This is a genomic window from Kitasatospora sp. NPDC049285 (genome assembly GCF_040678815.1).
In the GTDB taxonomy this organism is placed as follows: domain Bacteria; phylum Actinomycetota; class Actinomycetes; order Streptomycetales; family Streptomycetaceae; genus Kitasatospora.
On record NZ_JBFAQR010000001.1, the window covers coordinates 344,125 to 355,950 of the forward strand.

General features: G+C 71.1%; 14 protein-coding genes. All 14 read left to right on the forward strand.

Translation table 11 applies throughout. From position 1 onward, the window contains the following. The first annotated feature begins 25 nt into the window (after positions 1–25). The 14 genes from dop (at position 26) to tatC (ending at position 11,810) form a co-directional block, all read left to right on the forward strand. Entirely contained in the window at positions 26–1,537 is a 1,512-nt protein-coding gene (dop, locus tag AB0K51_RS01455; RefSeq protein WP_363449202.1) for a depupylase/deamidase Dop, read from the forward strand. Positions 1,538–1,633: 96 nt separating this feature from the next. Then, entirely contained in the window at positions 1,634–1,852 is a 219-nt protein-coding gene (locus tag AB0K51_RS01460) for a ubiquitin-like protein Pup (RefSeq protein WP_363449204.1), read from the forward strand. Positions 1,853–2,037: 185 nt separating this feature from the next. Next, the gene (gene prcB, locus AB0K51_RS01465; protein ID WP_363449206.1) at positions 2,038–2,880 is read left to right on the forward strand and encodes a proteasome subunit beta; all 843 of its coding nucleotides are present in this window, start codon (positions 2,038–2,040) and stop codon (positions 2,878–2,880) included. A 32-nt stretch (positions 2,881–2,912) separates the two neighbouring features. After that, on the forward strand, positions 2,913–3,656 hold the full coding sequence (prcA, locus tag AB0K51_RS01470) for a proteasome subunit alpha (RefSeq protein WP_363449208.1): 744 nt from the start codon (positions 2,913–2,915) through the stop codon (positions 3,654–3,656). 108 nt (positions 3,657–3,764) lie between these two features. Next, positions 3,765–5,126 (forward strand): Pup--protein ligase, encoded by a 1,362-nt coding sequence (pafA, locus tag AB0K51_RS01475; protein WP_363449210.1) that lies wholly within the window; start codon positions 3,765–3,767, stop codon positions 5,124–5,126. A 78-nt stretch (positions 5,127–5,204) separates the two neighbouring features. After that, positions 5,205–6,191: an FKBP-type peptidyl-prolyl cis-trans isomerase gene (locus AB0K51_RS01480; RefSeq protein ID WP_363449212.1), complete on the forward strand. Its 987-nt coding sequence runs from the start codon at positions 5,205–5,207 to the stop codon at positions 6,189–6,191. 113 nt (positions 6,192–6,304) lie between these two features. Next, positions 6,305–7,576 (forward strand): FKBP-type peptidyl-prolyl cis-trans isomerase, encoded by a 1,272-nt coding sequence (locus AB0K51_RS01485; protein ID WP_363449214.1) that lies wholly within the window; start codon positions 6,305–6,307, stop codon positions 7,574–7,576. A gap of 58 nt (positions 7,577–7,634) precedes the next feature. Then, positions 7,635–8,006 carry an FKBP-type peptidyl-prolyl cis-trans isomerase gene (locus AB0K51_RS01490; protein WP_035868835.1) on the forward strand — a complete coding sequence of 124 codons (372 nt, stop codon included), beginning with the start codon at positions 7,635–7,637 and terminating at the stop codon, positions 8,004–8,006. A gap of 116 nt (positions 8,007–8,122) precedes the next feature. After that, on the forward strand, positions 8,123–9,097 hold the full coding sequence (locus AB0K51_RS01495) for a WYL domain-containing protein (RefSeq protein WP_363449216.1): 975 nt from the start codon (positions 8,123–8,125) through the stop codon (positions 9,095–9,097). A 26-nt stretch (positions 9,098–9,123) separates the two neighbouring features. Continuing rightward, positions 9,124–10,059 (forward strand): WYL domain-containing protein, encoded by a 936-nt coding sequence (locus AB0K51_RS01500; protein WP_363449350.1) that lies wholly within the window; start codon positions 9,124–9,126, stop codon positions 10,057–10,059. Continuing rightward, on the forward strand, positions 10,056–10,286 hold the full coding sequence (locus AB0K51_RS01505) for a hypothetical protein (RefSeq protein WP_363449218.1): 231 nt from the start codon (positions 10,056–10,058) through the stop codon (positions 10,284–10,286). Before AB0K51_RS01500 ends, AB0K51_RS01505 begins: the two co-directional genes overlap by 4 nt. A 9-nt stretch (positions 10,287–10,295) precedes the next feature. After that, complete coding sequence (locus tag AB0K51_RS01510) at positions 10,296–10,448, forward strand: hypothetical protein (RefSeq protein ID WP_363449220.1); 153 nt, start codon at positions 10,296–10,298, stop codon at positions 10,446–10,448. A gap of 116 nt (positions 10,449–10,564) precedes the next feature. Continuing rightward, positions 10,565–10,819, forward strand: a complete 255-nt coding sequence (locus AB0K51_RS01515) for a twin-arginine translocase TatA/TatE family subunit (protein ID WP_363449222.1) — start codon at positions 10,565–10,567, stop codon at positions 10,817–10,819. 52 nt (positions 10,820–10,871) lie between these two features. Further along, positions 10,872–11,810, forward strand: a complete 939-nt coding sequence (gene tatC, locus AB0K51_RS01520; protein WP_363449224.1) for a twin-arginine translocase subunit TatC — start codon at positions 10,872–10,874, stop codon at positions 11,808–11,810. The last annotated feature ends 16 nt before the right edge of the window (positions 11,811–11,826 follow it).

The following is an 11,826-nucleotide window of genomic DNA, read 5'->3' on the forward strand; positions in this document are numbered from 1 at the left end:
AGTACCGACGGGTTAGGAGGGCCGCATGACCGTACGGCGCGTGATGGGGATCGAGACCGAGTACGGGATCTCCGTGCCCGGCCACCCCAACGCCAACGCCATGCTCACCTCGTCCCAGATCGTCAACGCCTACGCGGCGGCGATGCACCGGGCGCGCCGCGCCCGCTGGGACTTCGAGGAGGAGAATCCGCTGCGCGACGCCCGGGGCTTCGACCTGGCCCGGGAAGTGGCGGACGCCAGCCAGCTCACGGACGAGGACATCGGCCTGGCCAACGTCATCCTGACCAACGGCGCCCGGTTCTACGTCGACCACGCCCACCCCGAGTACTCCTCGCCCGAGGTCACCAACCCGCGCGACGCGGTGCTCTGGGACAAGGCCGGCGAGCGGATCATGGCGCAGGCGGCCGAGCGCGCCCTCGAACTGCCCAACGGCAACCGGATCCTGCTCTACAAGAACAACACGGACAACAAGGGCGCCTCCTACGGCACCCACGAGAACTACCTGATGAAGCGGGCGACGCCGTTCGCCGACATCGTCCGCCACCTCACCCCGTTCTTCGTCTCGCGCCAGGTGGTGTGCGGCGCCGGCCGGGTGGGCCTCGGCCAGGAGGGCGGCGGGCACGGCTTCCAGATCAGCCAGCGCGCCGACTACTTCGAGGTCGAGGTCGGCCTGGAGACCACCCTCAAGCGCCCCATCATCAACACCCGCGACGAGCCGCACGCGGACGCCGAGAAGTACCGCCGACTGCACGTGATCATCGGCGACGCCAACCTGTCGGAGATCTCCACCTACCTCAAGCTCGGCACCACCGCGCTGGTGCTGTCGATGATCGAGGACGGCTTCATCGCCGTCGACCTCGCCGTCGACCAGCCGGTGCGGACCCTGCACCGGGTCTCCCACGACCCGTCGCTGGCCCACCTGGTGTCGCTGCGCTCCGGCCGCAAGCTGACCGCCGTCCAGCTCCAGATGGAGTACTGCGAACTGGCCCGCAAGTACGTCGAGGACCGGTACGGACAGGACGCCGACGACCAGACGCTGGACGTGCTGGCCCGCTGGGAGGACGTGCTGGGCCGGCTGGAGCGCGACCCGATGAGCCTGTCCAGGCAGCTCGACTGGATCGCCAAGAAGGAACTGCTGGAGGGCTACCGGCAGCGCGACGGCCTGGACTGGGATAGCTCCCGGCTGCAGCTGGTCGACCTGCAGTACAGCGACGTGCGCGCCGACAAGGGCCTCTACAACCGCCTGGTGGCGCGCGGCCGGTTCGAGCGGCTGGTCACCGAGGAACAGGTCGAGCGGGCGGTCTCGCAGCCCCCCGAGGACACCCGGGCGTACTTCCGCGGCCGCTGCCTGGAGCAGTACGCCGACCACGTCGCCGCGGCCTCCTGGGACAGCGTGATCTTCGACCTGCCGGGCCGGGACAGCCTGCAGCGGGTGCCCACCATGGAGCCGCTGCGCGGCACCCGGGCGCACGTCAAGGAACTGCTCGACCGGTGCCGCACCGCGGAGGACCTGGTGCGGATCCTCTCCGGCGGGTAACTTTTCGATCACCGGGGGTGAACATTTCCCGAAAGGGGAATCATCCAGGTGAGCAGCGAGCGTTGAAGCAGAACACCGAGCGAGCGGGGTGAGGAAATGGCAGGCAAGGACACCGGTGGCGGCCAGCAGCGGGCCAACCGCTCCTCCGAGGAGGTCGAGGAGCAGGCCGCGGAAACGCAGGCATCCGACGAGCTCAAGGAGCGTCAGGAAAAGCTGAGCGACGACGTCGACGCGGTCCTCGACGAAATCGACGAGGTCCTGGAATCGAACGCGGAGGATTTCGTCCGCGGATTCGTGCAGAAGGGCGGCCAGTAGGAGGGGGGCAGTCCCCTTTCCCCGAGAGCAGCGCCGTCGAGCGCCGCAGGCGTGCCACGCGCACGCCTGCGGCGTCGTCTTCTCGCCCGCGGGGACGGATTCCCCCACGTAGGTGGATCAAGGCCGCGGAGCGGGTATGGTCCGGGGCACGACCCAAATTGGATCTTCGATCCGGAAGGACACGTGTGGAAGCCAACCTCAGTGGCACCGGGCGTCTACCGGCTGCCTTCCTCACCCCCGGTTCCTCGTCGTTCCTCGACTTCCTCGACAGCCACGCGCCGCAGCTGCTCCCCGGCCGCCGCGCACTGCCCGAGGGCCTGACCGTCGAGGCGCCGCACGGCACCACCATCGTCGCCGCGGTCTTCGACGGCGGTGTGGTGATCGCCGGCGACCGCCGCGCCACGATGGGCAACGTGATCGCCCAGCGCGACATCGAGAAGGTCTTCCCGGCCGACGAGTACAGCGCGGTCGGCATCGCCGGCACGGCCGGCCTGGCGGTGGAGATGGTGCGGCTGTTCCAGCTGGAGCTGGAGCACTACGAGAAGATCGAGGGCGCCGTGCTCTCCTTCGAGGGCAAGGCCAACCGGCTCACCACGATGATCCGGTCCAACCTTGCGATGGCCATGCAGGGCCTCGCCGTGGTCCCGGTCTTCGCCGGCTACGACCTCGACCTCGGCCGCGGCCGGATCTTCACCTACGACGTCACCGGCGGCCGCTCCGAGGAGCGGGGCTTCGCCGCCACCGGCTCGGGCTCGGTGTTCGCCCGCGGCTCGATGAAGAAGCTCTACCGGGACGACCTGACGGCCGAGCAGGCCGCCATGCTGTCCGTCCAGGCGCTCTACGACGCCGCCGACGACGACTCCGCGACCGGCGGGCCGGACCTGGCCCGGAAGATCTTCCCGATCGTCTCGGTGATCACCGAGGACGGCTTCCGCCGGCTCGACGAGGACGAGGTCTCCGCGATCGCGGTCTCCATCACCGACCAGCGGCGCGAGCACCCCAACGGCCCGCAGGCCCCGCTTCTCTGAGTCCGCCTCAACCATCCGAAGGGAGACCGGCGGTGTCCACGCCGTTCTACGTCTCGCCCCAGCAGGCCATGGCGGACCGCGCGGAGTACGCCCGCAAGGGCATCGCCCGCGGCCGCAGCGTGGTCGTGCTCACCTACACCGACGGCATCGTCTTCGTCGCGGAGAACACCTCCCGGGCCCTGCACAAGGTCTCCGAGATCTACGACAAGATCGCCTTCGCGGCGGTCGGCCGCTACAACGAGTTCGAGAACCTGCGGATCGGCGGCGTGCGCTACGCCGACCTGCGCGGCTACTCCTACGACCGGGCCGACGTCACCGCCCGGGGCCTGGCCAACGTCTACGCCCAGACCCTGGGCACCATCTTCTCCTCGGTCGGCGAGAAGCCCTACGAGGTCGAGCTGATCGTCGCCGAGGTGGGCCGCAGCACCGAGGACGACCAGATCTACCGGCTCACCCCCGACGGCTCGGTGGTGGACGAGAAGAACGCCGTGGTGGTCGGCGGCAACGCCGACTCGATCGGCAACTACCTCGGCCAGCGCCACCGCGCCGGGATGAGCCTGACGGAGGCGCTCAAGCTGGCCGTGGACGGGCTGGCCCGCGACCCCAACGGCGGCTCCCCGCGCACCATGACGCCGGAGCAGCTGGAGGTCGCGGTGCTGGACCGCAAGCGGATCCAGAAGCGCAAGTTCAAGCGTATCCTGGGCGGCCAGCTCGGCCGGCTGCTCAGCGGCGACGTGTCGGCCGAGACCGACGACGACGCGACCGACGGCGACTGACGCCGAGCCGCCCGCCGCGCGCCGGTTCCGGCGCGCGGCGGACCGCCTGACGACACCTCACCTTCACCAAGGGGTTTCACGGAGCTTCACACAGAGAAGAGTCGCCATATGGACCGCCGAATTTTCGGGCTGGAGAACGAGTACGGCGTCACCTGCACGTTCCGGGGACAGCGTCGGCTGTCGCCGGACGAGGTCGCCCGGTACCTCTTCCGCCGCGTTGTCTCCTGGGGCCGCAGCAGCAATGTCTTCCTGAAGAACGGCGCCCGCCTCTACCTCGACGTCGGCTCCCACCCCGAGTACGCGACCCCCGAGTGCGACGACGTGACCGAGCTGGTCACCCACGACAAGGCCGGCGAGCGGATCCTCGAGGGCCTGCTGGTCGACGCCGAGCGGCGGCTGCACGAGGAGGGCATCGCCGGCGACGTCTACCTGTTCAAGAACAACACCGACTCGGCCGGCAACTCCTACGGCTGCCACGAGAACTACCTGGTGGCCCGACACGGCGAGTTCTCCCGGCTGGCGGACGTGCTGATCCCGTTCCTGGTGACCCGTCAGCTGATCTGCGGCGCCGGCAAGGTGCTGCAGACCCCGCGCGGCGCGGTGTACTGCGTCAGCCAGCGCGCCGAGCACATCTGGGAGGGCGTCAGCTCCGCCACCACCCGCTCCCGGCCGATCATCAACACCCGCGACGAGCCGCACGCCGACGCCGAGCGCTACCGGCGGCTGCACGTCATCGTCGGCGACTCCAACATGTCGGAGACCACCACGCTGCTCAAGGTCGGCGCGACCGACCTGGTGCTGCGGCTGATCGAGGCCGGGGTGGTGATGCGCGACCTGACGCTGGAGAACCCGATCCGGGCGATCCGCGAGGTCAGCCACGACCTCACCGGCACCCACCAGGTCCGGCTCGCCAACGGCCGGGAGGCCAGCGCGCTGGAGATCCAGGAGGAGTACTACTCCAAGGCGCTGGAGTTCGCCGACCGCAAGGGCCTCAACGAGGGCACGGTGGCCCGCGTCCTGGAGCTGTGGGGCCGCACCCTGGAGGCGGTCCGCACCGAGGACCTGGCCAAGGTCGGCACCGAGATCGACTGGATCATGAAGTACCAGCTGATCGAGAAGTACCGCGAGAAGCACCAGATGACGATGTCGAACCCGCGGATCGCGCAGATCGACCTCGCCTACCACGACATCCACCGCCGCCGCGGCCTGTTCTACCTGCTGCAGAAGAACGGCAAGGCGGCCCGGGTCAGCACCGACCTGCTCACCTTCCAGGCCAAGTCGGTGCCCCCGCAGACCACCCGGGCCCGGCTGCGCGGCGACTTCATCCGCCGCGCCCAGGAGCAGCGCCGCGACTTCACCGTCGACTGGGTGCACCTGAAGCTGAACGACCAGGCGCAGCGCACCGTGCTGTGCAAGGACCCGTTCCGCGCGGTCGACGAGCGGGTGGAGAAGCTGATCGCCGGGATGTAGCGCCCGGCCTGACGGCCCGTCGGGGGCGCGCCACCGCGCCTCCGACGGACCGGGCGAAACGGGTCATACGCTGACCCCATGCGTCGAATCGCCTCCCTGCTCACCGTCCCCCTCGCCGCCGTGCTGCTCGCCGGGTGCAGCAGCGGCGGCGGCAAATCCGCGGGGGCGACGCCCTCGGCCACCGCCTCGGCCGCGGAGGTGCCGAGCCCGGTGGCCTCGGCCTCGCCGATGCCGACGGTCAGCGGGGACTTCGGCTCGAAGGCGACCATCACGCTCCCGTCCGAGCAGCCCAGCGGGCAGTTCGTGGTGAGCGTCGTGACCGAGGGCACGGGTGCCACGGTCAACAAGGGCGACTGGGTGACGGTCAACTACACCGCCAAGGACTGGACCACCGGCAAGGACCTGGCCAGCTCCTACGACAGCGGCGGCAAGCCGCAGCTGTACCAGGCCGGCAGCGGGCAGCTGGTGCCCGCCTTCGACCAGAGCGTGGTCGGCAAGAAGGTCGGCAGCCGGCTGCTGGTGGTGGCCCCGCCGGCCGCCGGGTTCGGCTCGCAGGGATCCTCGGCGCTGGGCGTCGGCAAGGACGACACGGTGGTCTTCGTGCTGGACGTGGTGGAATCCGTCCCGCAGGACTCGACCATCTCCGGGCAGATGACCGAGCCCCCGGCCACCGCCCCGCAGGTGAAGGACAACGGCAAGGCCGCGCCGACCATCACCATCCCGGCCGGGCAGGCCCCGCCGACCGAGCTCCAGCAGTACGTGCTGGTCAAGGGCACCGGCGCGGAGGTGAAGTCCGGGCAGACCCTGGTGGTCCAGTACACCGGCGTCACCTGGGCCGACGGCAAGCAGTTCGACTCCTCGTGGAACCACGGCGGCGCGCAGGCGCTGCAGGTCGGCACCGGCAGCCTGATCAAGGGCTGGGACCAGGGCCTGGTCGGCCAGACCGTGGGCAGCCGGGTGATGCTGGTGGTCCCGCCGTCGCTGGGCTACGGCGACAAGGCGTCCGGGTCGATCCCGGCGAACTCCACCCTGGTGTTCGTGATCGACATCCTGGAAGCCGTCTGACAACTGCCTGGTAACGGGGCACGGACCGGCGGAACGGCTCTCATAGCGACCTGACATACTGCTGCCCCGCACCATGAGGTACACGCGTCGTCGGGCGAGATGAATGGGGAGTCATGTCTGAGAAAGCGTCGAGCCCGGACGAGGCCGACACCACCGGGAAGCCGGGGGCCGCGGATCGCGAGTCGATCGTCGTCCCGGCCGAGCTGTTGGGCCAGGCCGGCTGGGGCTCGGGCGACCTGCGGGCGAACGGCACCGCCAAGGAGGACGAGACCCCGCAGGTCTTCGCCTCCACCGTCCGCAAGCAGGACGTCTCCGAGGCCGGCTACGACGAGAACCCGCCGAGCGTGGGCCGCCTCGGCGTGGTGCTCGGCACCATCCTGGCGGTGCTGCTGGTCGGCAGCGGCATCACCCTGTACATGGTGAACAAGGACAACGGGAAGTCCACCTCCAAGGCGGACGCGGCGACGGCCTCCAGCGCGGCGCCGACCCCGACCGAGGACCCGGTCCCGCCGATCAAGGACAACGCCAAGGTGCTGCCCACGGTGGCCGGCGACTTCGGCAGCAAGGCCACCATCACCGTGCCCAAGGAGGCCGCCGACGGCAGCTTCGTGGTCAAGGAGCTGTCCGCGGGCAACGGCGCGAAGGTCGAGAAGGGCCACTGGGTCAGCGTCGACTTCACCGCGATGGACTGGAACACCGGCAAGGAGATCCAGGGCTCGTACGACCAGGACGGCAAGCCGCAGCTGTACCAGGCCGACTCCGGAAAGCTGATCGCCGCCCTCGACAAGGCCGTCACCGGCCACAAGGCCGGCAGCCGGCTGCTGGTGGTGGCCCCGCCGGCCGCCGCGTTCGGCAGCGCCGGCAGCAGCGGCATGGGCGTCGGCGGGACCGACAACCTGGTCTTCGTGCTCGACATCCGCAACTCCACCGCGCCCGACGCGGTGCTCTCCGGCGACATGACCCCGCCGCCGGCCGACTTCCCGAAGGTGAAGGACAACGGCAAGAAGCCGTTCGACATCACCCCGGTCGCCGGCGCGGCCGACCCGACCGAGCTGAAGAGCCACGTCCTGATCCAGGGCAAGGGCCGCAAGATCGCCTCCGGTGAGAAGGTCGTCGTCCAGTACACCGGCGCGCTGTACAAGGACGGCAAGAAGTTCGACTCCTCGCTCGACCGCGGCCAGGCGTTCAGCTTCGTCACCGGTGGCGGCGGCGTCATCGAGGGCTGGGACAAGGGCGTCACCGGGCAGACCGTGGGCAGCCGGATCGAGCTGGTCATCCCCGCCTCGCTGGCCTACAAGGACCAGGCGAACAACGGGATTCCGGCCAACTCCACGCTGGTCTTCGTGATCGACATCCTGGACGCGGGCGTCGGCGGCGCGGACTGACGCCTCGTCGGCGGCCTAGGATGAGGGACGTTCACGCAATCGAAAGAGAAGAGCAACCGTGAGCCTGACCAAGCCGGAGATCGACTTCCCGGGCGGCGACGCCCCGACCGAACTCCAGATCCGCGACATCGTGGTCGGTGACGGCGCCGAGGCCAAGGCCGGAGCGGTCGTCGAGGTCCACTACGTCGGCGTCACCTTCGCGTCCGGCGAGGAGTTCGACGCCTCCTGGAACCGCGGCCAGACCTTCCGCTTCCCGCTGGGCGGCGGCCGGGTCATCAAGGGCTGGGACCAGGGTGTCGAGGGCATGCGCGTCGGCGGTCGCCGCGAGCTGATCATCCCGCCGCACCTGGCCTACGGGAACCAGTCCCCGAGCCCGCTGATCCCGGCCGGCTCCACCCTGATCTTCGTGGTGGACCTGCTGGGCGTCTGACCTCGGACGCAGCTTCGAACCCCCGGTTCCGCCTGGAGCCGGGGGTTCGGCTTTCGCCGAGCGTGTCCGGACCGGTACGGTCAGGCGGTCACCCCCGATCGGAGGAAGGGTCAGCGATGGCGATCGCCAAGGCAGAGCGGCTGATGAACCTCGCCCTGTGCCTGATGAACACCCGGCGTCCGCTCTCCAAGAAGGAGCTGCGCGAATCCGTCGAGGCGTACCGGGAAGCCTGGCAACAAGGCTCCGAGGACGCCTTCAACCGGATGTTCGAGCGCGACAAGGACGACCTGCGCGAACTCGGCCTGGTCATCGACGTGGACGAGAACGCGCTCGACGGCGAGGTCGGCTACCTGGCCCGTCGCGACCGCAACCGCCTCCCCGAGATCGCGCTGGACGCCGAGGAGGCCGCCGCGCTCACCCTGGCCGCCCGGGTGTGGCAGCAGGCCAAGATGTCCGGCGCCGCCAGCGGCGCGCTGCAGAAGCTGCGCGCGGCCGGCGTCCCGTTCGCCGAGGACCGCGAGCACGGCGCCCTGGAGCCCCGCATCCCGGCCCGCGAGGCCGCGTTCGAGCCACTGCTCACCGCCGCCCGCGACCGACGCCCCGTCACCTTCGAGTACCGCAAGGCCGGCGCGGCCGCGACCGAGCCGCGCTCGGTCGAGCCGTGGGCGCTGGAGTGCTGGCGCGGCCACTGGTACCTGGCGGGCTACGACCGCGACCGGGGCAGCGCCCGGGTGTTCCGGCTGTCCCGGATCACCGGCAAGGTGCGCTCCCGGGCCGGCTCGTTCACCGGTGAGGTCCCGCAGCACGTCGACGTGCGCGCCGTGGTCGCCCGCTTCGCCGGCGAGGGCGCGACGGCGGTGGCCGTGGTGCGGCTGCGCCGTGGCGCCGCGTACCCGCTGCGCCAGCGCGCGCTGGAGACCCGGCCGGTGGACGCCGACTGGGACGAGCTGGACATCCCGCACGGCAACGGGCTCGGCGCGGACCTCGCCGAGTACGGGCCGGACGTCATCGTGGTCGGCCCCGAGGAACTGCGGGCCGACGTCATCGACCGGCTGCGCGCGGTCGCCGGTCTCGCGGAGGTTGCACAGTGAGTAACGCCATCGACCAGACGCGGCGGATGCTGTCGCTGGTCACCTACCTGCGCGAGCGGCCCGGCGCCGAGGTGGCCGAGGTGGCCCGCGCCTTCGGGATCACCGAGCGCGAGCTGATCGGCGACCTCGACGTGCTGCCGATGTGCGGCACCAGCTTCCGCGGCGGCGACCTGCTCGACATCGACACCGACGGCGAGCGGATCTGGTGGCACAACGTGGACGACGTCGCCCAGCCGCTGAGGCTGGCCGCCGACGAGGCCACCGCGCTGCTGGTCGCCGCCCGCGCGGTGGCCGGCCTGCCCGGGCTGCGCGAGCGCGACCGGCAGGCGCTCACCCGGGCCGTCGCCAAGATCGAGGACGCCGCGGGGGAGAGCGCCGAGTCGGCCGCCCGGGTCGGCGTCACCTTCGAGGCCGAGGGCACCGTCTTCGCCGACATCGACCGCGCGCTCAGCGAGGGCCGACTGATCTGGCTGCGCTACTGGTCGCACGGCCGCGGCGAGCTGACGGAGCGTGAGGTCGACCCGATCCGCCTGGTGACCGAGGGCCACACCTACCTCGAGGGCTGGTGCCGCACCTCCGAGGACCGGCGGACCTTCCGGCTCGACCGGATCGCCGAGATCAAGGTCCTCGACGAGCCCGCCAACCCGCCGCGCCTGCAGCCCCGCGACCTGTCCGCCGGCCTGGTCGCCCCCGCCGCCGACGACCCCCAGGTGGTGGTCGAGGTCGGACCCGGCGGCCGCTGGGTCGCCGAGTACTACACCCACGACAGCGCCGAGGAGCTCCCCGACGGGGGCCTGCGGATCACCCTGCGCAGCACCGACCCGTCGGGCCTGCGCCCGCTGGCGCTGCGGCTCGGCCGGGACGGGCGGATCGTCTCCCCGCCGCAGCTCGCCGAACAGGCCCGCACCGCCGCGCTCGCCGCCCTGCAGCACTACCGGGACGGGCAGGACAGCACCACGTGAGCGACGGCACCAGATTCAAGGTGTACTGCTCGCAGTGCCGGGAGAAGGTCGAACTCCCGGTCGGCGAGTTCCGGCTGGCGCTGGGCGCCAGCCGGGAGCGCACCTTCTACAGCTTCACCTGCCCGGCCTGCGGCGCCCCCGTGCGCAAGGTCGCCGGGGAGAAGATCGTCGCCGCGCTGACCGAGGCCGGGGTGCGGACCATGCGGCTGCTGCCGGTGGACGGATAGGGTCGGCGCATGTCCTGGACCCTGGTCGCCGCCGTCCTCCTGTCCACCGCCGGCCTGCTGCTGCTCGGCGGCCTCGCCGCCCGGCTCTGGCTGGACGTCCGGGCGCTGGCCCGCGAGGTGGAGGGCGCGGTCACCGCGCTGGAGCGCGCCGCCCGGTCGTAGCCCGGCGCCGGTGGGAACCCGATCGTTAGGGACCGGGTTCCCGCCGCGACACCCCGAGCGGCTACCATCGCCCGCAGTGGGGGAGACCTGCCTCCCGGAACGGAAGGCGGTGCCCGATGCGGATCTCACCGGCCGCGCTGCTGCTGCTCGCGGCCTTCGCCGTGCTGCTGTTCGGCGGCAAGCGACTGCCCGACGCGGCCCGCGCCCTCGGACGCTCGCTGCGCATCCTCAAGAGCGAGGGCAAGGCGCTGCGTCGCGAGTTCGCCGCCGGCGCCGAGACGCCCGCCACTCCGGCCGCGCGGCCCGCCGCCGAACCGGAACGGGTGGTCAAGACCGCCCCCGGCGCCTCGCGCGCCGACCGCGCCGCCTGACCGGCAGCGCCTCCACCACCGTCGACCGAGCCGCACGATTCGAGGACCCGGGTTGAGCAAGAACCCCAAAGCGCCGAAGGACCCCGAAGGGCGGATGGCGCTCGCCGACCACCTGCGCGAACTGCGCAACCGGCTGGTCAAGTCGTTGCTCGCGATCCTCGCGTTCACGGTCATCGCGGCGCTGTACAACAAGAAGCTGCTGGACTTCCTGATCGCCCCGCTGCCCGCCTGCGGGCCGGACGGGCATCCGGTGGCCGGGGACCAGCACTGCGCGCAGGTCTCCAACATCGGCCTGCTGACGCCGTTCACCCTGGTGCTCAAGGTCAGCCTCACCGCCGGTGTGGTCGCCGCCACCCCGGTCTGGCTGTACCAGCTGTGGAAGTTCGTCTCGCCGGGCCTGCACAAGCACGAGAAGCGCTACACCGTCGGCTTCCTGACGGCCGGCACCCCGCTGTTCCTGGCCGGCGCGGCCTTCGCGTACCTGGTCATGCCGATGACCGCGCAGGTGCTGATCAGCTTCGTCGCGGACGGCGTGACCTCGATCGTGCCGGTCGAGGACTACCTCGACCTGGTGACCCGGATGGTGCTGGTCTTCGGCGCCGGGTTCGAGCTGCCGCTGTTCCTGGTGATGCTCAACCTGGTCGGCGTGGTCACCGGCAAGCGGCTGCTCGGCTGGTGGCGGGCGATGGTGATGGGCATCACCGTCTTCGCGGCCTTCGCCACCCCGTCCGCCGACCCGCTGTCGATGCTGGCGCTGGCCGCGCCGATCTGGGCGCTGTACTTCCTGGCCGTCGGCATCTCGCTGCTCAACGACAAGCGCAAGGCCGAGCGCAACCCGGACAACGGGCTGAGCGACGAGGAGGCCTCGCACGTCGACCTGACCGTGGAGGACGTCGAGGACGCCGAGGCGGTGGGCGCGGCCGAGCGGGTCGAGGCGTCGTCCGCGCCGGTGCCCGCGGCGCGCGGCGAGCAGATCGACGACATCACCTGAGCGTGATCCGCTGAGT